Genomic DNA, 21,400 nt, shown 5'->3' with positions numbered 1-21,400 from the left:
TCAGCGGGGATCATCGAAATCCTTTTTCCACTGGATTGAGAGTTCCTGGCCCTGTTCTTCGCCAGCATTTGTGGCGGCCTCGATCTCGATATTCTTGAACGGGGTCCATTCAATCCCGATGCCCGGGGCCCCGGCTGCGCCGGAACGCACTTCGAGATAGACATCTTCGGACAGGTATTTGCCGCTGGTGACTTCCACGCCGCCACCGGCATCGCTGCCAACATCAAATGTGTCGAGGCCGAGGGCCTGTTCAATGCCGCCTAGCAGGTCAAAGCCGCCGCCGCCCGACAGCTGTGCCAGGGCCGCTGCAAGCCGGGCGGTTTCCAAGGCAGTCAGCTGTGAAGGCGAGCGTCCAAACAGAACACGCGACAGAACCTCGTCTTCAGGCAATTCCGGGTTTGACGTCAGCTGGATCTCAGGCCGTGAAATCGTATTGGTGACGTTGAGAATGGCGGTGATGTCATCGCGGGTTTCGTGAGACGCCGTAATCGACAGCCTTGAATTGCCGAGTTCAGGCAACAGGCGGACGGTGCTGTCGGAGAACTGAAAGCGTTTGCCGAGCAGATCAAAGCGTCCGCGCACAATGCTGGCTTCGCCGGTGATGACGGGGCTGCCGAGCGGGCCACTGATGTCGGCATCCAGGGCCAACTCAGCATTTACCCCGCGCCCACGAACATCGATCCGGCCCGGCGCAGAGAGCTGAATGTCGAGATTAGTGGACGCTTGCGGCTTTTCTTCCACCTTTTTGTCGTCCGGCTGCTTGAATGAGACATCAAGCGTTGCCGGGCCGCCCTGCGGCAAGCGGTCAAGATTGATCTCGCCTTCATCGACGGTGAGATCACCGATGATTTCCAGAAGTTCCGGCTTTTGCGTCACCGTCATCGTGCCGCTGACCTTGGCGAACCCTTCACGCCGTTCCGAGACAACCAGCTTGTTTGCCTTGATCTCAAGATCGCTTTCGCCCGACCCATCGAGCGACATCGTCCCATTGCCGCTGAGTGTGCCACCGGTGCGCCCATTTGCGTTGAATGAGTTTAGCGTAACAACGCCGTTGCCGAGACTTGCATCTGCTGCGATCGAATTCATCACAAGGCCGAGCTCGCCCTGTTCAAAAACGCCTTCGCGCACGCTGAATTGGCCGGTAAAGCTTTCATCCAGATTTGGCAGGGTGCCTTTGAGGTCCACATCAACCACGCCTTGGACCAGCATCTGAGGTGGCACGAGCAAAGCGGTGATAGCTTCGATCTGGCCATCGATAGCGGCGGTGAACGGCATGCTGGCGCCTTGCTGCCGACTGATAAAAGGTGGGGCAGGCGATGTCTTCACCGGCACATCGATTTCGATCCGACCTTCAAGTTCCTGATTGTCGAGTGCGCGAACGACGAGGTCCAGAAGGTCAGGTGTGAGTTGACCTTCCAGAAAAATATCGATTGGTGGCAGGTCAGATCCCGGGCGGGCGACACTTTCAATATCGGCGCGCAAGGGCCCGGAAAGCCCGCCGCTCTCCGTCTCCGACCAATCAAGGTTTATATCCAGGGCGCCGTCCAGCGCAGGACGTCCCGCGATCAACATGAGGGGGGCGATGCGAAGGCCTTCGCCATTGAGCGAAATCGCTGTGGTTCCACGCGTTGTCAGCGATGGAGCCAGCGTGCCTCCCAGGGCTGCGAACTGGGCTGACGCCTCATATCCATCATCATATTGCGTAAACCGGATGGGGTCTTCGGTGGTGATTCCAATGTCGCCCATCAGGGCTGACAGTGACGCCGTGACGTCGAGGGCGCCACGTGTTGCGCCTTTCACATTGGCATCGAGGTCAATGCTTGTCGGGTAGGTCAGTCCATTGATTTCCGAACGGCCATCCATGTCGATGAGAATGTCGGCATTATCTGGCTGGCCTGTCGCACGAATAACAAGGGCGTCTGCCCGCGTTGGACCAAACGTCACTGTCTCCAGGGTCGCGTCGAGAGAGAGCGTCTGGCCGTTGATGATTGCACTGGCATCAATGCTCTTGGCTGGAAGACCATCCGGCAGCGAGCCCTTGACGTCTGCATCGCCCCTGATCTGTGAAACATCGCCGCCTGAGCCTCTGAGGCTGGCGTCCGCAACAAGATCACCCCAGTGACCTTCAAGATCATTGACCTGCCAGTTGCCGCCGTCGAGGCGGATATCAGAGGTCAGGTCCAGCGGTCCATTTGACGTTTCTGCATCCAGCGAGGCGTTCGTCACCAGCGCGCCATCTGCATAATTGCCGTCTGCGCCAAGCCGAAGATTTGTAAAACTCAACTCGCCGCGGGACATTGTCGGCACGTCCACCGCGACGACGAAATCAAGATTTTCGAGCGGGCCGGATGCGTTTGCGCGGGCGGACATCCCGTCAATATCGAAGCCCGAGACCGATGCATCACCAGCGTTGAGGTCCATCGAAGCTGAGAGAACCTGATTGCTGGAGAGCTGACCATTGCCGGTGGCTTGCAGGCTGCCGCTTGTCAGGGAGAACCGGTTGATGTCGACCGAATTGTCTGACTGAAGCGTGCCCGCGGCGTTTATGATGGCTTGGTCGCTGGCCCAGTCCTTTAACGGGGCAGGCAAGTCGCCAAGATTTGTTGCGTTGATCTGCGTGTTGAAGCGGGTCACGCCGCCGCCGGCGCGCTGGGCCTCAAACTGTCCTGCCGCATTGATTGGGCGAGCCAGTCCGGCCTTAGCACCGTTCAGTTGAAAACTGCCGGCTAGATCGGCGCTTAGGGCAGGGCGCAAGGAAACCGACCCTGCTGCCGCCACGCGGCCTGCCTCGCCGCGTATATTTGCCTCTCGCAATTCAAGCGTGCCGCTCTGAAGGTCATAGCGGGCATTGGTTTTCACGATCGGCTGCGCGCCAGCGATCTGCCCCGCCGTGCCGGGGAGGACCGCGCCTTCGCCCGTCAATGTCGTGCGTACCGAAACGGCCTGATCGCCGTAGATGAGAATGACCGGGCCGGATACAGCGCCCGCCTTGAAGGACGGCACATCGACATTGGAAGCGCGCATGTCGCCGTCAAACCTTGCCGTTCCGTCGGAATAAGCAAGATTGCCGTTAATGACGGCGCGGCCGACTTTTATGTTGTCCCGTTTTGCATAGCGCGATGGGGTGTCTGCGGTGAGGTTGATATCTGCATTATAGCCGCCGTCCTCGGTCTGGTTGGCGAGTGCGGTTAGTTCCAGACCGTCGGCGTTGGCCGTCACATCGAGGACCGGCGTCTTTCCCTCGCGCATCAGTTTGCCGTTGATATCCAGCGTGTCACCGAGTGTTTCGGCGACGCTGGCGGTCAGCGGATGCAATCCGGGATGGACGATTGCGTCGAAATTGATGGTCTGGCCTTCGGCAGAAGCTTTGAGGGCAAATACATTATCCGCATCGATCAACACGTCCGCATCGGCGCGCCAGTCGAGCAGTTCTCCCTCGGCGTTGATGGTGGCTGAAATGGACTGGCTTTCCTCCAGGCGGGCGAGGCTGGCAAAGAGGCCACCAGCCGGTCCATCAAGCTGCAGATTGCCGAGTAGCCTGAAATCATCGGACCATTTGAGGTCCGCGGAAAGTCTGTCGCCCTTGCCATCCAGGGGCAGCACTGACAGCTGCGTCGTGCCTCCATTCAGGCCAACGCGGCCAGCCCCGTCGATCTCAAGTGAAAGCGCGCGGGGCAGCACGCCCTCGTCAGAACGAAATTCGCCAATTCTCAGCTTCTCGATATCGCCTGCGCGAAGCGGCATGGAGCCGCCGTTTTTCTTAGGCTTGTCAGACGGCACAAGCTGCGGTCGTCTAAGGACATGGATAAGGTCCGCTTCAAGCGCCTCTACACGCAACGCACGATTGCGAAGGGCGAGCGGCTTCCAGTCCATCAGAAGATTTTCTGCGACGAGCCAGATGCCTTGCTCGTCAGCAATGGTTAGTCGCCCGATCCGGAACGTCCCCAGCAGGTCGCCGGTGAGATCCTCCACCTCTATGTCCTGACCGGAAGGGGCAGCGGCCTCGATGCGAGCTTCTACGAAATTGCGCCCGAAGCTGGACTGCGCCGCATACCGGCCGAACAGCAAAAGCAGGATCAACAATGCGAACAGACCGCCGAGCACAAACAGGCCCCATTTCAGGATTGGGCGGCGTCGCTTCTGTTTCGTGGGGGTGGTCGTTTGGTCTGACATCAGAAGGCCTGCCCGATCGAAATATAGATCTGTATGGGATCGTCGAAATCAGTCGGGTTCAGAGGCGTCGCGATATCAAACCGGATGGGGCCGGCGGGGGTTGAATAGCGAACACCCAGTCCAGCGCCCAATCGTGCATCGCCAAAATCCGAGAATTGATTGGTCGACACATTGCCGGCATCCACAAAAGCAACGAAGCCAATATTCGGTCGCCAAGCATAGCGCCCTTCGATCGATGCCTCGATAACCGAGGTCCCGCCGAGCGGTGTCCCATCATCGGCCCGTGGCCCGATCGCCTGGTAGGCATAGCCGCGCACACTGCCGCCGCCGCCGGAATAAAAGCGCGTATCGACGGGCAGGTTTTCAATATCTGCGCCGAGCGTTGCACCCGCCTTGAGGCGGCCAGCGAGCACATAGCGCCGGTCTTTGTCGAACGGGATATAGGCGCTGACCTGGCCAACGGTCAGGACGAACGGATTTGTGCTATCGCCGAAGGTGTAGCTCGGCTCGACCCGCAAATTCGCGCGCCAGCCGGATCTCGGGTCAAGCAGGCTGTCGGTCTTATCAATCCGGGCGTCGCCGTATACGGACAGGATTTGCAGGTCGCGTTCACCGAACTCGTCTTTCTCGTGCGCGACTTCGCCTTGTACGCCATAGGAATAGGTGAACTGAGGGCTCTTGATGACTTCGATGCCGACACCAATCGTTGCCGACTGCCTGTCATAGGCGTCCGTTGTCTCCTGACCAATTCCGGCAGAGATGGTCAGTCCGCGCCCGTAGCCGAACTCGTTTGGTCTGCGCCAGACAACATCGAGTGATTGCTCAAGCTCGGCGACTGTCAGGTCTGCAACGATGGTATCGCCGCGGCCCGCAAGGTTTCGGCGCGTATATTCGGCGTTCACGCCAAAGCCTTCACTGGTGGAATAGCTCCCGCCGAGCGCAATCGTATTGCGAGCTCGCTCGGTCAGTGTGACCTCGATATTTCGTATTTCCGCGCCGGTATCTGTCAGCCCGGTGGGACTGGAGGCCAGACTGGCCCGCGCTACCTTGAACATTCTCGTTTCGGACAAGCGCGAGTTGAAAGCTGAAAGCTTGTCGGGCGAGTAGATATCTCCTTCTTCATAGGGGATCAGCTTGCGAAGATAACTCGCCTTGGTGACGACACCCTCAGTGGGGAAGATGGTTTCGCCAAACACAACTTTGGGGCCGGCCTGTGTGTCATAGGTGACGCTGATGGTTTCACCTTCACGATCACCAAAAACGCGCCGTTCAAGAACTTTCGCATAGGGATAGCCCTCCTCGCGAAGGTAATTCACGATCCATCGTTCGGCATCGATAACAGATGAGGGAATTGCGGTCTTGCCGGCGCGAACGGGCAGGTCGCTTCTCAGAGTAAGTTTCTCGCCTTCACTCGGGCTGCTTCCACGAAACGTGACGTCCACTTCGCCTATGGTAAAAAGTGGGCCTGGGTCGACGCGGACAATCGCCCTTGGCGGCTCTTCACTTGTGATGCCAAGGTCAATCTTTGGATCGTAATGCCCGATACTGTTCAGCCTGGCCTTGATGGCCTTCGTCGCGCGGCGTCCCTGGCGGCGGGCTTCCAGTGCGGTCTTCGGCTTGCTTTCCTCTGGCAGGGCCTCACGGACCGCGCTTTTGACATCCTCGTCTACCGTGTCTCCTGAGAATTCAAGGTCGACCGTTTGGGCTGCGCTTGAAAGCGACAGCATGACAACAGCGATAAGGATGAAGAAAATACGTGCCAAATCGGATCCGGGAAACAATCAATAATACAGGTTTTGCGAACATCTTCGCCTTTCCTGTTCAGCTAATGCTCTATGCGCCAATAACCAGCGTTAGTAAAAGCTGACTCCCACCTGGCACCCGTCTTGCCACCTTAATTTACAGTTAACCGCTTTTCGATCACCAATCTCATCCGGGCGAACGACGAGTTGGAATTGAGGCGGGGCCGTCAGGTGCCTTGCCAATTCGAGCCGTGCGCCAGCGGCTGACATGTCGATGAGTTTCACCGGTATCGGCGCTGACTCGTCCTCAAACAGGACAAGTCCTGACTTGATTGAACTGATGCGTTTAAATCGCCGCTGGTCATCTGACCTGGATTTTCCAGAGTTGGTCATCAAGAGTTCTCCGGCTCAATGGCCTTAGACGCCTCATTAAGCATAACGTCAATATTGGTTCGCCGAAAAGCCGACTGGAGCGATGGCGACCAGAAGACGCATCAAAGGCGCAAGAAATATCACCCCTGATGAAAGTTTGGGTCAGTTGCTTAGATGAAAATTAAGAGATTCCCGGCTTCTATCGGCTACAGGAATAGTTGCGACCAAAGGGGTGTCATGGCATTGAAGGGGGAATAGGTGTCCCTTGATCAGAAACTCGGTCTTGTCGAAGAAAAATGCTTCCGACCGGAGCTCCAAGACTGGCACCTCCCGACAGCCATCACCCTGGATGAAGGAACCACCCGTGGGGCAAGCGCTCCGCGAGGTCTATAAGGAAACGGTGAATGAACCAACGCCGCCAAGGCTGAAGGCACTCATCGAAAAAATGCGCGAGCAAGAGCGCAAGATGTCTTAGGGACACGGCGATAAGTCGGCCCGGATTGGAGTGTGATGGTGTCGGCTGGAGAACAGTCCCCGAGTTTTGTTGATCGCCTGGAGGCGCTCATGCCGGAGATGCGGGCTTTTGCCCGGAGTCTCTGCCGGGACAGGGTGCTGGCCGATGATCTCGTTCAGGATGCGTGCTTGCGGGCCTGGTCTGCGGTCGACAGTTTTGATGCCAGCCAGCCCATGCGGCCCTGGATCTTCCGAATTCTCCGCAACGAATATTACATGATGATGCGCCGGGCCTGGCGGAACGTTCAGGTCGATCCGGAATTTGCTGAAACAGCTCTGGTGACCGAAGCGTCGCAGGAAGTGCGGCAGGATTTTGGCCGCATGGAGCAGATCATCTATGCTCTGCCTGCCGATCAGCGTGATGCGTTACTTCTCGTTGTCGCTGCCGGGATGACCTATGATGAAGCCGGCGCGATCTGCGGGTGCGCGGCCGGTACAATGAAGAGCCGTGTTAGCCGTGCACGAGAGACGGTTGTCGCCCGTTTTGAATCGAATGAGCGCACCTTGCGCTGCGTGGACGGCGGAAAAATGGGCGATATGTCAGCCTTGCTCAACTGCATCGACTCGATAACCACGTCGCACTGCAAGGCCGCCTGAACAAGGCGATGACACAGCGGCCAATCTGGAAACTTTCTGACCGGACGGCGCCACTCAGAGACTTCGATCCTGTGGATGAGTTCGAGCGCGCGCGCAGCGCCCGGCTCAAGACCGATCCATTACGTCAGGATTTTCTGCATGCCCGGCATCTGGCGCGAGACCTCGCATGCGAGCAGCTTGGCATTTCGAATGTGAAATTGCAGAGCCATGACGATGCCGCACCAGAAATCGAAAGCTACCCGTCCGCCTCCATCAGCTGGTCGCGTTCCGGTCCGCTCGCCATTGCCGCATTCAGCGACGCCGGCCGCGTTGGCGTGGATATCGAAAAAAAAGCTAAGCGCCCTGTGGCGGCCATGCTGGATATGGTCGCCAATCCGGGCGAGAGGGCCTGCGTTCTGGCCGCCATGAATGAAGATGATCTCCTTGCCCGCTTCTATCGCCTGTGGTGCGCGAAAGAATCTGTCCTCAAATGGCGCGGCGTTGGCCTACGAGGGGGCGCTAAGTCCGTGCTTGTGCCGGACGTTTTTCTAAGGGGCGACGCTGACGAGGACTGGCCTCTCGACAATGAAACGTCGGTGGGCCTCTGGTTTCTTCCTGTCGGAAGCGACGCTGTCGCCGTGATGGCGTTCAGCGCGTAAACAGGGATTTGAACATCCAGCCGGCGAGCGACTTGCCGGAGAGGTGGCGCTCATCTTTCATATCAAACACCATCAAGGACACGATGCCGAATTGCGCGGCATCGATCCCGCCGCGCAATTCGTCGAACCCCATGGATTTATAGAACTCCCGCATGGAAGTTTCTGCGAGGATGGCGATGTAGCGGTGCTGGTTGGTGGCAACAAATTCGAGAACGCCCCGCATGACAGGTCCAAGTGTCTTGGACCCCCGCCGCTCGGGCGCAGTCACAAGCTTTGAAACGATCACGCAGCTGGCTTCCGGATGGGGCAGAACCTCGGCCAGCGCGAATACGGCAAACTTGTCGGGTGCATTGAGCGGATCGACGGGAATGATCTGTGCGCTCGAGACAAGTTCGGCCCCATCAAACAGGGCAAAGGTGACGCCCAGCTGATCGGCTTCGTCGAACAGCATTCGCGCTTGATGGTCGGCGCCCGGCATCGCGAATTGCTTTTCGGCGCAGTACACGCGGTATCGCAAATGCTGCACGAGCGGCAGCGTTCGCGTATCCACCGTGACGAGTTCAAACTCACTCATAGGGGTCGTCCTCGACGGCCCAGCAGCGTGCTGCTGTAGTAAATGAGATCTTGTAGCGCTGGCGTTTGTGACCGGGGCCGCTGGCAAAGGGCGCGTCGAGTTTGACCTGCTGCGGATGGATCTTCCATTTGCGAGCAAAATGCTCCTTCACAGCAACGGCTTTGACCAGATCACTCCCGACAAGTCCCTCAGCGCCCCAGGCGGCGGCAACTGTGCCGGGTAACCAGTCGCAGGCGATCACATCGGCGGGCGCGAGCAGGGTGCGGCCATCTTGAAAGCGGCTCAGCGGAGCGACAGTTTCTGCCGACGCGCCTGTCAAAAAAGCCTTACGGTCCAGGGGACTAAGCGTCGCGAGTGGCCCCTTCGGGTAGGCCTTCTCAACAAGGTCGAGACGCGCCCATAGCGTCTCGCCCAGATAGGCCTCGATCATCACTGGCAGATTGCCATCGCCGTCGGGTGTTCCGGGTTGACCCCGGACGGTCAGGATGCCGGTTTCAGGGAGGTCGGAGAGAATTGTCAGCCGTTCGATCCGGACGGGGTAGATCGCGGAATTCTCTGCGGCCGGAAACCACTCTTCTGGCGTTTCGTGCGGGGGGCCGTGGACGAGGCCGTCGAGGATGACCGGGTCAAATGGATCGCCGGGAGTCTCTGCGCTTTCAAGGTCTAGCAGAACTTCAAAGCCATGCCGGTCACGGCGCATACTTGTGACAGGCTGCAGGCCGGGGCCGTGGAAAAGGTCCGCAGACGCATAGGGATCGGCGCGCTTCTTTCCATGCTTTTTCGCGCGGATTTTTGGCGCTGGTGGGCGCACAGGACGGTGTATTTCGCCATTTGAGACGGTGTACCAGGCGGCGTCGCCGCCAAGCCCGTCTCGGCCCCTCAAGACGGCGCGTCCATCCGGGGTAACGGTTATCTCTATGGTGAGGCCAGACGCACTCACACTCGCCCAGCGACGCGGTGAAAACGATTTCAATTCAATCGGATATCTGTCAAATCCCGCCGCTTTCGCTTGCCGCAACGCCATGCCGGCTTGTGCGAGAAGCGGCAGAGCAGGGATGGTGTGGGTGGGGCAATGTGCATTGACCCAGCCGCCATTTTCTCGCGAGAACCGGGTGGCGCCAGAGTGTCGTAGCAGTGCTTTTTTCGGCCCTATCTCGACGCTGACGCCGCGCATTTCGTAAATCCGCAGACCATCGACCCAGATCGTGCCTTTTCCGCGCACGATGGTTCGCTCATCAAGCTCTTCGACCGATTCAATTTCGACAATCGGGGTCACTTGCGTTGCCGTCGGATTGACCTGACCGCGATAGGTCCATGAAAGGTCAACATCCGGGGCAATCGGTTCCCAGACAGGCTCGTCGAAGCGATGGGCGAGGCCTTTCAGATCGGCGGCGCGGGCCAGCAGCTGGACGAGCATCTCAAGCCCGAGGGAGCCGGGCTGAACAGGGTCAGAGAAGAAGTGCGCCTTGAAATACCAGGCGTACGGGTCAACGGCCTGTCGCGCGCGGATGCGGCCCATGCCGGTTTCGCCGCCCGTTGGTTCAAACCGGTCGATCACGTCGAAGAGGTCCAGACGGCGGGCAGACACTGGCAGGCAGGTTTCGGACTCGTCTGGCGGGTCCGCCGGCGCATCGTGGAAGGCGCGGGCATCGTCGGTCGACTTGAGGCCAGCTTGAGACGCCAATGCGGCCTTGGTGAAGAAGCCGAAGCTGGTCTGCAGGCTGACCACCGGGGTCCCGTCGGCAAGCGTGGCTTCAAGCTCGAAGAAGACGATGGTCATCGGGCCAACGCGCGAACAGCGTGTCAGCGTCGTGGTCGTGCGGATCAGACCGTCTCCGGGGCGCACCTGCCGGGCCGTCTTTCCGCTGCCATCGAGATTGCGGAACCGGGTCTCACCTGAGAGGGCAAAGCCGCTATAGGAGGCGAGCCAGCCGCAGGGCTGGAGGATCACTTCGGTGAGGACCGAAAAGGGCATGCAGCCCGTGGCGCCGTCTTCGAAATACCAGGCATCGGGCGGCACATCATATTCTGCGATGGCTGTGAGGCCCGCTTCCTGTTTCCCAGCAGGCCCTGTCACGGATAGGACGCGGCTGACCATGTGATAAGGCTGCTGCGGCAGGCGCGGGACAGCGCCGCGCGTATCGAACGGCGCATACATTGAGCCAAAGGCGGCACTTGGTGCGCCGGAGCCGCATTGCTGCAGGGCGGTTTCGTCGCCGCGCACATCGCATTGATCATTGACGTAGTGCGGCACTTGCTGGCGACCGGACGCCTTCGGCCATTGTCGGCGCAGCCGAACACCAAAGCGGGGGCAGTAGAAGACTTTGCGGCCATCGCTGCGGGCGAGCAGGCTGGCAAAGACAATGGGTTCTTCACCGTCGATGATTTCATCGATGAAGACCTCATAAGTGACGTCATGGTCGGCGTCAGGCGTGACCTGGCCACGGCAATAGAAGGTGGCGGGCGCGCCGGGCGCAGGCTCAAAGCCGTGGCTGTCCCGATCAATCGTCAGGCCGAGCGCGGCGACATGAAACTCGAGCGCCTGGACGGCGGCCTCGGCCATGAGGGTGCCTGGCATGCATGGGTCCTCATGGAAGTGGCCGTCATAGAACCAGGCATCGTTCGGCACTGTCTGGCGCGCCTTCAGATATCCGCGCCCCCATGGGCCCCCCACAGGGTCGAAAGCGACAACTTCATCAAAGAGCGCCAGGCGCCCATCAGGAATGCGGGCAGGGCGCGTATGCGGGGCGGCGCGCTCAAACCCGGCGCCGAAGCAGGCAAACGTATCACCCTTGCGGAAGGCGGCGACCTCGTCTGCGGTGAAGGCACGCTTGGCCGAAGCAGGCGTATCGGCGAGGCGCGGGCTGGCTGTCGGGGCTGGGTCATTGCTCGCGTCCCATAGGACGCCCTTTGAGTTGGCAAGTTCGGCATCCGTGAAGAAACCGGCCTGACCATTGCGCACCGACAGGAGCAGCCGGTCATCGGCGTAGCAGTCATATTCGAAGAAGAACATGCGCACGCCCGAAAGCTCGGCATGGCCTTTGATGCTGATCTGGAAACGCAGTGTCTCGCCGATGCGTGGCAGGCCGCCTTCATGGAAGGTCAGTTCACACCCCAGCAGGCGATAGACCCTGTCGGAACAGTTGAGCATGTCTGCGCCCATCCATGAGATGAGCGCAAGGTCGGCCTGACCGGCCTCAATCAGCGGGCCGGGACGCATGACGCCATCGCAGACGGCCCAGCAGTCAGCGGTCACATCGGTCTCGGTCCAGATCGTGCCTTTGCCTTGCACCAGCGCGTCTGCATCAATGCCGGTGATACGGTCACACAGCAGCATTGGCGGGCGCGGCATGCGCACCTGACGGCGGTATTTGTCCTGCGGGGCAAACGCCTCGCCGAAGACGTCTGAGATATTGCCAGCGGCGGCGTGCTCGATGTCTGCGCGGGTGAAGGATGGTCCGACCGGGACGCGTCGCTCCAAGGGTTGAATTGATGGGCGCGCTGTTGTTGCCGGGGCTGCAGATACAGAGGGCTTCGGGGCCGGTGCGGCTGGTTGCGGCTTGGCCGGCGAGGGTGTTGGCCGATCCAATCGGGCCACCGGCACGGATGGCGGCGTCCAACTTGTGCCCGGCGCAACTGGCAGGCGCCGCCCGGTGACGGCGAGCGCTGGCGCAGGCTTGAAGTTTGATGGCGGTCTTTCAGGTGCTTGCGGCAGAGTACGCCGCGCATTGCCGGGCCGCTGAGGGCGTGTGGGCGGCGTGATATGCGCCGGGAAGCTGACTTGTCCCGGCGGAGACGATCTCATCGGGATGGCGTTCGCGCACGCGTCGGCGAGCGTCTCTTTCAGCCAGTCCACCTTGATCGCGTGTCCGGCGGCAAACAGTCTGGCGCCAAGATTGGCGAGCGAGGCGAGCGCCGGTTTGCCAAACTCATCGCTTGCAATGGCCAGCACGTCCTCGCCGAGCGTCTCGTGAATGGCGCCAGTCAGCGTGTTGCGGGGGCCAATTTCGATGAACGTCCGTACGCCATCTGCATAGGCAGTCCGCAACGTCTTCGGAAAGTTGACTTCCTTGATCGCTTGCCCGGTCAGCATGTCGGCCACTGTGTCAGCGTCCGGCTCATAGGCGGCTTCGGTGGCGTTGGCGTAAAAGCGAACGCCTTTCGGGGCCTTGGTCTTGCGGCGATGCAGTTTGCGCCAGGTCTTGGCATAAGGGGCCATCATCGGCGTGTGCACCACGAGATCATGCGGCACGCGAATGGCGGGAACGCCGAGCGCCTTCATCACGCGCTGACATGCCGACTTCTCGCCAGAGATGACGATATCGGACGCGCTATAGATGATGGTGATATCGCAGCGTGGTTCGCCCCAGACTGCCTTGCGGACGGCGGGGAGGTCAGCCTGCAGATGCCAGGTTTCCCACGTGACGGGTGAGGTGTCGTTCCAGGCTTTTTGAGCCGTGCGAAATTTTCCGGCGAGGTCGCGGTCATACATGCCGCTCTTGCCGATCGTGCCCATCAGGCTGTCGGCATCGTGCCAGGCGCCGAAGGCGATGAGTGAATTGGTTTCGCCAGATGAGAGGCCCATGGCCACGGAAGGTTTGAGGCCGAGTAGGCGCGTGAGCAGCATATGCTGGGCCTGCGAGAGGAGGGTGGTGGCCCGCAACTGGTCATAGGCGCCGGAAAGATCTGTCGCCAGCAAGCGGGCGACATTGCGCGCTTCTGGAAACTTGCGCGACATCATCGAGCCGAGCTTCGGAACCGCGGCGAAGAGGTCGCGGCCCATGCCGGAATAGGCGGCCGCCGCGCCGGTGAAGACGAAAGCGAGCTCGCCGGCGGGTAGTCCTTCGCCAAAATGCACGCCTTCGCCATCCGGGGCGCCACCCGCGTTTAGAGCGGAGAGTGCTCCCTCGGTGCGCGCCTGCAATTTTTCTGGGCTGTCGGCGACTATGGCGAGGCGGACGGCACCACTCTTTGCCTCTAGCCCGTCCTGCATCGCCTTGATCAGTCCGGCGCGCGTATCGCTGGCATAGGTGGCGATGAGCGGGGACGGGCGAAGCAAGTCCGGCATAGGTTTGGGGTTTGCCTTGAGTTTTGCCCGCGCATGACCTGCATCAATGCGCAGCGCGGACTTCCGCAGGCGTGGCACAGAGCCTTCCGGATAGAGCGCCAGCCCTCGGCGCAACAACTCTGTGTGGATCGCGAAGAGGGCGAGGCTGCCGGCGGCATGCGAGCGGCCGTAGATGGTTTCGACGAGTGTCTCGGTCGCCGATTTGTCTTTCAGTTTGAGCGACTTCAGTGTGACGCCGTCGTCTTTTCCGTCGCTTCGGCGAAGGATGAGACAGACGGCCGCGTCACCGCCTTTTTCCTGTGTCACGGTGCTGTGGACTGGCTCGCTGGAGAGGTCCGCAGCCGCGACAATGGCGGTGTCGATTTCGCCAGCATCCAGCGCGCGGATGGCAAGCTCCAGCGCGCGGAGGCCGGAATTCTCCTCTTCCATCACGGCAAAGCCGAGGGCGCGCCAGTCGCCGCGCACATTCAGCCTGTTGGCCGAGACATTTGGCATGGCGCCCAGCACGTCGCCGGGCTTCAGCGGCGGCGCGATGGCGTTGCGATCTGCCTGAGTTGTTGGCGTCTCCGGCACAAGCCTAAGCCTTTGCGCAAGGCGGGCGCGCAGCATCCAGAGCGAGGCTTCAGGTGCGCAGGAGAAACCGGTGAAGACACCGACATTTGCGCCGTCTTCAACCGGATGGCGGGCTAGCGCTTCGTCGACAGCATCCCATAGCGCGACTTGCAGGCCCTGGGCGGAGGCAAGGTCTGACGGCGGGGTTCGCAGCGCACGAGGATCGGCATGAGTTTCCTGCATCGGGCCGCGCGGGGCGCGTGGTGGGCGCAGGATACGTTGAAGCACGGCAGCGACGCCTCTGTCCGGGCCGAGTGACAGGCCGGTCGCACAGATGGAAACCGGCGACAGCTTGTGGGAGCGTTCTGTCTTCTTCGGTTTGGTGTTTACCGCGTCCACCGTCGAAACGATGAGGTGGGCATTGTTGCCGCCGAAACCGAAATTCGAGAGGGCGGCGATGCGCGGTCTTTGCTCTGGCCATGAGGTGCGCTTGGCGGGGTGAATTTCGACGCCGTCAAAGTCTTTGAGCGGCGCGCCATCGAGCCGCGTTGGGGGGATGATGCCTTCATTGATCGCAAAGGTCAGCTTGATGAGGCTTGCCATGCCGGCGGCGGTTATCAGGTGTCCGAGATTGCCTTTCAGCGAGCCGATTGGAAGCTCTCCGGCGTTTTCGAAGTGCGTGGCAGTCGCGGCGAGTTCGACCTTGTCGCCGGTGGGTGTGCCCGTGGCATGCGCTTCCAGCAGGCCGATATCCTGCGCGGGATCGAGACCGGACATCTCCCACGCTGCCTGCATCGCTTCGGCCTGTCCGCCCTCATCGGGGGCGAGCAGAGATTTTCGGCGGCCGTCATTGGAGAGGCCGATGCCGCGAATGACGCCGTGGATCTGGTCATCCTTGGTGCAGTCAGCAAGGCGTTTGAGAACGATGGCGGCTGCGCCCTCGGCAGGGACGAGGCCATCGGCGCCAGTGACGAAGGGCCGGGAGCGGCCGGTCGGGCTGAGCGCATTGAGGGCTGAGAAGCCCTGATGGAGGATGAGATTGTCTGCGCCATTGACGGCGGCGGCGATGACGAGGTCGAGGCTGCCATCCTGTAAGCGGTCGCAGGCGAGCTTGATGGCGTAGAGCGACGAGGCGCAGGCGGCGTCGAGAGCGAAGGCAGGGCCTTTGGCTTTCAGGGCGCGCGCGAGCAGATGGGCCGGGCCGCCCGTATTGTACCGGTTGTAGGAGGCGACGGCGGAGCTGCCATCCATCCAGATGTCGGCGGCAAGGTCTGACAGGGCGCGGCTTGGATAGCCAAGATTGCCCGCGATGACGCCGGTTTTTGAGCGTTTTGCAGACGGATTGCCAGCGTCCAGCAGGGCTTCGCGGCCGGCGTGGAGCAACCACTGGAAGACCGGGTCGAGATCGGCGGCGTTGATATCGTCGAGATCATAGGCGGATGGGTCAAAGACCTTGTCGAAACCAGTGACAAAGCCGCCGCGATAGCCGAGCTGGTGCTGTTCCGCGTCGGTGACGCCCCATTTGCCGGCGGGAGCGGTGCTCGTCAGGTCGCGGTCCTCGAGAATGGCTTGCCACAGCGCGTCGGGGCTGAGCGCGCCGGGCAGGACGCAGCCGCGTCCGACAATTGCGATGGGGTCGAACCGGGGCCTAGTCATGGGCAATTCCAGCGCCGACGATCAGTTCGACCGGGCATTTGCTGCCAGCCATCACGGCATCGGCGAAGATGCGGGCGCCGGCATCGCGCGGGATCAGGGGCACGCCCATCTCGGCGAACTTTGCGCGGAGGCCATCATCGACCATGCCGCCATCCCATGGGCCCCAGTTTATTGAGGTGACCCCGGCTTGCGGGTGGCTCGCTTTCAGCCAGCAGGCCATGCGGTTGAGGATTTCGTTCGCCATGGCGTAATCGGCCTGACCGGCATTGCCGTAGCGGGCGGAGACCGAAGAAAAGAAGGCGATTGTCTTCAGTGTGCTGGTGTCGAGCACTGAGAGGAGCGCGGCGAGACCATCGATCTTGGGCGCGAACACGCGAGCGACCTGTTCGGACGTCTTTTCGGCGATCAGCTTGTCTGCAAGGACGCCCGCGCCATGCACGAGGCCGGTGATCGGGCCGAAAAGCTGCGTGGCCTGGTCAACGGCGCTTTTCAGGGCGGCTGGGTCAGCAACGTCTGTCGGCAGGTAGAGCGCGCGACCGCCGGCCTGTTCTATGGCGGATAAGGTCGCGCGGATTTCAGCGCCCGACAACAAGGCGCGCGCGTCTCGGTTGAGGTCAGCTGGTTTGACCTTGCGACCTTCAGCGCTGGCCTGGCGGGCGAGCAGGCCTCTTAGTTCTTTCTCGTCATTGGTCTGTGGCAGGCCCTGCGGCCATGGCGTGATCTCCGAGCGGCCGAGCAGGATGAAGCCCGCTTTGGTGCGCGCCGCCAGTTCAATGATGCAATCGGCAGTCACGCCGCGCGCACCGCCTGTCACCAGCAGGGTGTCGGATGATGTTAACTGGGCGGTCTGATTTGGCGGGAAGAAGGCCGGGTGCTCGTCGGGGACCAGTCGGCCTTTCGCGTTCAGGCCAACGCAGGCGGCATTGCCGCCGCTCAAGAGCTCCTCGACAAGGCGGTCGGCGGCAGGCCGCGTGCCAAGCCCTGCAAAATCCACATCGATCAGCCGGATTGTTGCCAGCGGAAATTCCTGCGTGGCCGTTCTGGCGAGTCCTGCGAGGCCGCCGCGCCAGGCGCGCTCATCGGCCGGTTGGAAGCGTCCGCCCGTGTCTTGCAGGAGAATGACCGTCCCGCCTTTTGTTGCAAGCTGTCCGGCTTGAGCCGACAGTGCCGCGAGCGCGCCGGTATGGCTGTCGGAATACGTGCCGGCGAGGCCATGCCCAAGCACCAGCGCATCGGCGCTTCCGCTTGGTTGAGTGACCTCCCGGACGACGAATCCTGCTTCGAGCATCGCCTGAACCACCACCTGCGCAATGGCAGGATAATTGCCGATATATTCGATCAATCCGGCTTCGCGTAAGCCCGGCGTGACCCGTCCAACGGCCTGGCGGCTGACATAGGCAACGGTCCGCATTTGCAGAAGATCTGCATCTGCCTGCGGCGATGCGGGGCGGGCAGCGCGCTCAGGCGCTGGCGCGCCCCCTAGCGAAAAAAATCGGCGATCTTCCGGATAGAGCGAAGCTCGGAAATCTGTTCTGGCGCGACTTCAGGAAGGTCTGGCATCGCATCGCGAAGCGCTGAGAGGATTTCGACCTGTTTGATGGAATCGACGCCGAGTTCGCCTTCAAGGTCCATGTCATCTTCGAGCATTTCCGGCGGATAGCCTGTCTTGTCGGCGATGAGATTGCGCACCAGCTCTGACATGTCGCGCTGCGGTGCCGGCGCGGCAGGTGCGGTCGTCACGTGATGACCGTTGCCGTTCCCATTTCCATTGCTGACAGGGGCCGGTGGCGCCGTCGCAATCGGTGACGCTGCGGCGGCCGCGCCAGCCGGAGAAAGGAATTCGGATATCTTGCGGATCGTGCGCAGCTCAGCGATCTGCTCCGGTTCGACTTCCGGCAGATTGGGCATTTTTTCGCGCAGGGCAGACAGGATTTCGACCTGTTTGATCGAGTCGACCCCGAGTTCGCCTTCGAGATCCATGTCCGCTTCGAGCATGTCTGCGGGATAGCCGGTTTTCTCAGCGACAAGCGCCGTCACGATACTTGTGAAGTCAGCGGCAGGAGCGGGAGATGGGGCCGCTGCCGGGGCAGGGGGCTGAACGGCGGCGACGCTTGGCTGCGGCGCTGGCGCCGGTGCGGCGACAGGGCGAGGGGCTGGCGTGGGCGTCGGCTGTGGCTGCGCCGTATTGACGTGTGCATTGCCGTTGGGATTAGGCGCAACAGGTGCCGGTGTTGGCGCGGGCTGGGGTTGAGGTGCCGGCTGAGGTTGGGGCGCTGGTTGCGGCGCTGCTATATATTCACGGCGGGGCGCAGGCGCATCTGTGGGCGCGGCGACGGATGCCTGCCCAAGCAAGGCTGCTGTTGCAGAAAGATACTGCGTGTGAGCCGCTTTTAGCGCGTTGAGGTAGTCTGCATGAGCTGCCGTCATATTGGCGTGGATGCGTTCTGCAGCGTCACTGGCGAGGGAAGATGGCGTTTGGCTCACGGAAGAAGCTCCTGATGTGGTGGGCTTTGAAATCTGGGGAAGGGGGGCGCGTGCCGGCTGAGCGGCGGGTGAGGCAACCGGTTTGGGAGGAGGCTCTTTAGGCGGAGCCATTGATGCAGGCTCCGAATTGGCTGGCTGGGGCTCAGGCGTTGCTGGCGCTTCTGGATTGGGGGCTGGCAGGGCCGCTGCCCCGCCTTCAGGCGGATAGGGTTTGCGGTAGTTGGCGCCGTTGAGGTCCACGGCATATTTCGACCGGGCCTTACGCGGCTGTGGCGCGGGCATATTGGCAAATAGAGCGGCGAAATCGACCTTGTGGCCGAGAACGGCAAGCTTGCCGAGGCCGGCGAGACAAGCCGCGAGGCCACTTGCCTTCTTGTCATCAAGTGCAATGGCGTCGGCCTTGCCGGGCAGGATTTGTCCGACGAGTGCGGTGAGGACTGTACCGGGACCCGCCTCAACAAACGTCGTCACGCCATCTGCATGCATGCTCTCGATGATGTCGCGGAAGCGAACCGGGCTTTCGATCTGCTTGGCAAGAATATCGCGCTGTTTTTCGTAGGCGTTTGGATACCGGTTGCCTGAGGCGTTGGCGAAGACTGGAAACGCGGCTTTGGTAAAGTCTGTTTTCTCCAGCGTCTTGCGGAAGGGCGCTACGGCTCCGGCCACGATGGGCGAGTGAAAGGCCGAGGCGACGGGCAAGCGCCGCGCCTTGATACCTGCCGCTTCTATCGCGACGCGGGCCGCCTCGATGGCATCCACAGGCCCGGACAGAACGGTCTGGGTGGGGGCATTGTCATTGGCGATCACGACGTCGGGATGCGCCGCAATGATGGGCTTCAGCGTCTCAGCAGACGCCTGGGTTGCCAGCATCGCGCCTTCGCTTGCGGCGGCGGCCTTGCTCATCAGCTTTGCACGCTTGTTGGCGAGCGTGAGCGCGTCCTCTGCGTCAAACGTTCCTGCTGCGTGCAGCGCCATGATCTCGCCGAAGCTGTGCCCGGCGGCGGTGTCCGGTTGGACGCCTGCCTTGCCGAGAATAGAGAGTGTGGCGAGCGTTGCGGCGGCGAGCGCAGGCTGCGCGTTCTCCATGGCGGTCAGCGTATCGGCCTGCGCGACGGCCTCTTCAGGACTGAATGCTGACGGCGGGAAGGCGAGGTTATGTAAGGCCTGTTTGCCGGTCTTCTTGTGGCTTGCAGCAAGGTCCCAGGCGGCCAGCGCCTCAGGGAAGGCAAGGGCAAGCTCACGTCCCATGCCGACATACTGACTGCCCTGACCAGGCATCAGGAAGGCGAGCTTGCCGGGAGCTGCTGGGCTCAGCGAAAGGCTGGTGCCTCGTGGCGGCGGCGCGGACGACGCCGTGCCTGCGCGGATGAGACCTGCAATCTTGCTGGCTTTGGTTTCAAACTCAGCCATGTCTGCGGCTGTAATCGCTGCCCGGCAGGTGGCCGCCGGATCGAAGCTCTGATGGCTCTCACTGGCGACGATTGCGAGGTCTTCTTCCCACACCATCCGCTTGGCTGCGCCTTCAATGGCGGCGGCAAGAGATGCCGCGTCGGGTGCGGAGACCATGACCAGTTCTGCTGGTAGCACGCGGGCTGGCTGAACCGCAGCCTCGCCCACATATTCTTCGAGCGTCACATGGAAATTGGAGCCCCCGAAGCCAAAGGAGCTGACAGCGGCGCGGCGAGGGTGATCGCTGGAGCGGACCCACGGGCGAAGGTCGCGGTTGACGTAAAACGGCGATCCGGCAAGCGCGGCCGATGGCTGGTCCACCTTGATCGTTGGCGGGTAGGCCTTGCGGGACAGCGCCATGGCCGTCTTGATCATACTGGCAGACCCGGCCGCGGCCTTTGTGTGGCCGATCTGGGATTTGACCGAGCCGATGGCGCACCATGGGGCCTCGATATCATCATTTTCTGGCGCGAAGACGAGCTTCAGACCGCCAATTTCGGCGGCGTCGCCGGCCTTGGTGCCTGTGCCATGCGCTTCGACAAGCTCAACTGTGCGCGGCTCGTAGCCGGCCTGCTCGTAAGCGCGCGACAGGGCGCGGGCCTGGCCTTGAGGCAGGGGGGCGTAAATGGCGGTCGCCTTGCCATCAGAGCCTGAGCCGATCCCGGTGATGACAGCATGGATGCGGTTGCCATCGCGTTCAGCGTCTTCAACACGGCGCAAAGCCAGAATGCCGATGCCTTCACCAAGCATCGTGCCATCGGCCTGGGCAGAGAAGGGGCGACAATCCTCTGTTGGCGATAGCGCGGGCGTCTTGGAGAAGCACATGTACATCAGAATGTCGTTCAGCGTGTCGACGCCGCCCGCGAGGACAAGATCGCTATCACCCGCGCGCAATTCATGAATGGCGCCATGCAACGCGGATAGGGAGGAGGCGCAGGCCGCGTCCGTCACATAATTGCTGCCGCCAAGGTCCATCCGATTGGCGATCCGGCCGGCGACGACATTGCCGAGCAGGCCAGGAAAGGTGCTTTCTTTCCACTCGGAGAAATTGGACGAAATACGGTCGGCGATCTCCTGAACCTGGCTTTCGGGCAGGCCGGCATCGCGCAGGCCTTTGATCCAGGCGGGCCGTTGTAGGCGACCGGACATATGGCCGACGAGTTCGGTGGCTGAGGCGACGCCGAGAATGCAGCTGGTGCGCTGGCGATCGATTGTTCCGCCGGTCGCAGCTTCTGCCTCATCAAGCGCCTGTTGCGCGACGATGAGCGAAAGCAGTTGGGCGGTGTCTGTGGCTTCGATCTGGTTAGGCGGAATGCCGAATTCGAGGGGGTCAAAACCTTTCGGGCTGAGGAAGCCGCCGCGCCGCCCATAGGTCTTGTCTTTTGCGCGAGGATTTTCGTCGTAATAGTCCTCGATCAGCCAGTGGCTGGCTGGCACGGGGCCGAGCGTATCGACGCCCTCTGCAATGTCTTTCCAGTAGCCAAGCGTATCGCCGCGGCCGGGAAACATGGCTCCCATGCCGACAATCGCGATATCACCCCTGTGCCCTGTCTTATTGCCCATTTTTGAACAACCCCTCGTT

10 protein-coding genes are annotated in these 21,400 nt (G+C 61.4%); 3 read left to right on the top strand and 7 right to left on the bottom strand.

Annotated features, from left to right (window positions below; all coding sequences use genetic code 11):
- The 3 genes from B8783_RS09510 to B8783_RS18845 form a co-directional block, all read right to left on the bottom strand.
- Complete coding sequence (locus B8783_RS09510; RefSeq protein WP_084419933.1) at window positions 1-4,173, bottom strand: translocation/assembly module TamB domain-containing protein; 4,173 nt, start codon at window positions 4,171-4,173, stop codon at window positions 1-3.
- Complete coding sequence (locus B8783_RS09505; RefSeq protein WP_084419932.1) at window positions 4,173-5,936, bottom strand: autotransporter assembly complex protein TamA; 1,764 nt, start codon at window positions 5,934-5,936, stop codon at window positions 4,173-4,175. The genes B8783_RS09510 and B8783_RS09505 overlap by 1 nt, the downstream gene beginning before the upstream one ends.
- A gap of 90 nt (window positions 5,937-6,026) precedes the next feature.
- Complete coding sequence (locus tag B8783_RS18845; protein WP_084419931.1) at window positions 6,027-6,308, bottom strand: PilZ domain-containing protein; 282 nt, start codon at window positions 6,306-6,308, stop codon at window positions 6,027-6,029.
- Window positions 6,309-6,651: 343 nt separating this feature from the next.
- On the opposite strand from B8783_RS18845, the gene B8783_RS18725 reads away from it, so the two are divergent.
- The 3 genes from B8783_RS18725 to B8783_RS09485 all read left to right on the top strand — a co-directional run bounded on the left by B8783_RS18725 (window position 6,652) and on the right by B8783_RS09485 (window position 8,035).
- Entirely contained in the window at window positions 6,652-6,762 is a 111-nt protein-coding gene (locus B8783_RS18725; RefSeq protein ID WP_169711768.1) for a NepR family anti-sigma factor, read from the top strand.
- An 89-nt stretch (window positions 6,763-6,851) separates the two neighbouring features.
- Complete coding sequence (locus tag B8783_RS09490; RefSeq protein ID WP_169711767.1) at window positions 6,852-7,397, top strand: sigma-70 family RNA polymerase sigma factor; 546 nt, start codon at window positions 6,852-6,854, stop codon at window positions 7,395-7,397.
- 8 nt (window positions 7,398-7,405) lie between these two features.
- Window positions 7,406-8,035 (top strand): 4'-phosphopantetheinyl transferase family protein, encoded by a 630-nt coding sequence (locus tag B8783_RS09485; RefSeq protein ID WP_084419928.1) that lies wholly within the window; start codon window positions 7,406-7,408, stop codon window positions 8,033-8,035.
- On the opposite strand, the gene B8783_RS09480 is transcribed toward B8783_RS09485, so the two are convergent.
- From B8783_RS09480 to B8783_RS09465, 4 genes are all read right to left on the bottom strand, one after another.
- Window positions 8,025-8,609, bottom strand: a complete 585-nt coding sequence (locus B8783_RS09480; protein WP_084419927.1) for an N-acyl amino acid synthase FeeM domain-containing protein — start codon at window positions 8,607-8,609, stop codon at window positions 8,025-8,027. The genes B8783_RS09485 and B8783_RS09480 overlap by 11 nt on opposite strands.
- Entirely contained in the window at window positions 8,602-15,885 is a 7,284-nt protein-coding gene (locus B8783_RS09475; protein ID WP_084419926.1) for a beta-ketoacyl synthase N-terminal-like domain-containing protein, read from the bottom strand. The genes B8783_RS09480 and B8783_RS09475 overlap by 8 nt, the downstream gene beginning before the upstream one ends.
- The gene (locus tag B8783_RS09470) at window positions 15,878-17,296 is read right to left on the bottom strand and encodes an SDR family NAD(P)-dependent oxidoreductase (protein WP_084419925.1); all 1,419 of its coding nucleotides are present in this window, start codon (window positions 17,294-17,296) and stop codon (window positions 15,878-15,880) included. Before B8783_RS09470 ends, B8783_RS09475 begins: the two co-directional genes overlap by 8 nt.
- A 68-nt stretch (window positions 17,297-17,364) precedes the next feature.
- The gene (locus tag B8783_RS09465; RefSeq protein WP_084419924.1) at window positions 17,365-21,381 is read right to left on the bottom strand and encodes a type I polyketide synthase; all 4,017 of its coding nucleotides are present in this window, start codon (window positions 21,379-21,381) and stop codon (window positions 17,365-17,367) included.
- Window positions 21,382-21,400 lie beyond the last annotated feature (19 nt).

The organism is Henriciella litoralis, from assembly GCF_002088935.1.
Lineage (GTDB): Bacteria > Pseudomonadota > Alphaproteobacteria > Caulobacterales > Hyphomonadaceae > Henriciella > Henriciella litoralis.
The sequence above is the reverse complement of the archived record's forward strand: the minus strand, read 5'-3'. Positions and strand labels throughout refer to the sequence as shown.

Coding starts and splice junctions, on each gene's coding strand:
- B8783_RS09465 (WP_084419924.1), bottom strand. CDS start 21,381: ATGGGCAATAAGACAGGGCACAGGGGTGATATCGCGATTGTCGGCATG.
- B8783_RS18845 (WP_084419931.1), bottom strand. CDS start 6,308: ATGACCAACTCTGGAAAATCCAGGTCAGATGACCAGCGGCGATTTAAA.
- B8783_RS09470 (WP_084419925.1), bottom strand. CDS start 17,296: ATGCGGACCGTTGCCTATGTCAGCCGCCAGGCCGTTGGACGGGTCACG.
- B8783_RS09510 (WP_084419933.1), bottom strand. CDS start 4,173: ATGTCAGACCAAACGACCACCCCCACGAAACAGAAGCGACGCCGCCCA.
- B8783_RS09490 (WP_169711767.1), top strand. CDS start 6,852: ATGCCGGAGATGCGGGCTTTTGCCCGGAGTCTCTGCCGGGACAGGGTG.
- B8783_RS09485 (WP_084419928.1), top strand. CDS start 7,406: ATGACACAGCGGCCAATCTGGAAACTTTCTGACCGGACGGCGCCACTC.
- B8783_RS09480 (WP_084419927.1), bottom strand. CDS start 8,609: ATGAGTGAGTTTGAACTCGTCACGGTGGATACGCGAACGCTGCCGCTC.
- B8783_RS09475 (WP_084419926.1), bottom strand. CDS start 15,885: ATGACTAGGCCCCGGTTCGACCCCATCGCAATTGTCGGACGCGGCTGC.